Source organism: Wolbachia endosymbiont of Tuta absoluta, from assembly GCF_059414725.1.
The window spans coordinates 1-982 of the sequence record NZ_JBNRJY010000616.1 but is presented as its reverse complement, the minus strand read 5'-3'; the positions used below and the strand labels follow the sequence as shown (position 1 = coordinate 982).

The 982-nt window shown below is 36.9% G+C and carries 1 pseudogene; it reads right to left on the bottom strand.

The annotated features are described in order from the left end of the window. Positions 1-139 (bottom strand): annotated as a pseudogene (locus ACJ5GX_RS06870) (multidrug effflux MFS transporter); the annotation flags it as partial. Positions 140-982: the final 843 nt, after the last annotated feature.

The following is a 982-nucleotide window of genomic DNA, read 5'->3' as shown; positions in this document are numbered from 1 at the left end:
CTGGTGCAATTGCTATGAGAACTGTGATAATAGAATTCATGATTCCAATAAATTTTACTGCTTCGTTGCCTTTATAGCTGTCTGCAATAATTGCAAACACAACTACAGATGTGCTAACACCAATGCCTTGAATAAAGCGTCGTTGTTCCGTATCATCCTTGTTACTACACTTCCAGTTTCAAATTGCAAATGGCTGGCACATTTTATTCACTATTAACGGAAACAACAATTCATTCGAGAGTATTATATGACTAGCCCGATGACTAATCCTCACAAGACACTTATATTTGTTTTCTATTTAATATGTATTTGTTAACTAAAATGTATATGAGTATTAATATCAGATATTTAATGTACTATTGTTTTATTATGCACTAACAGTGCTATATTAATATCATGCTGCGGGCGCTAACATTTTTTAAATTTCTTTTTTTATTTCATTTATCTGCTATTTAGTTCCCATAGCACATGCTATGCTTAGTTTGGGGCTAGATGGCACTTCGTGAATTATCCATTATATTAATTTAGAATTGGCAATGGTCACCTCGTTTGACATGCTGGACATCGGACGCATACCTCCCCCAGGGTACGCCATGAGGCACGATCGATCAAAATCTTAAAAAATGCGATTCTGCCTCCCATACTACTACTTATGCGTTGACGTCCAAAGAATATACTGACCAATGTTATGTTCCCCAGGCAAATTAGGTTTACCAGGAATGAGACAGTAACATAAAAAATATTACCTTGTCTCAATATCGCACTTATGACCGACAATCCTCAATTTCCCTATAGTGATCGATCGTATAGATTTTTGTTCGTAATGCCAAGCGCTCTGACATTTTTTTGTTAAAAAGTACAACTATAATCCCATAGAGAACTAGACAATGATCGATCGTGCCTCATGGCGTACCCTGGGGGAGGTATGCGTCCGATGTCCAGCATGTCAAACGAGGTGACCATTGCCAATTCTAAATTAATA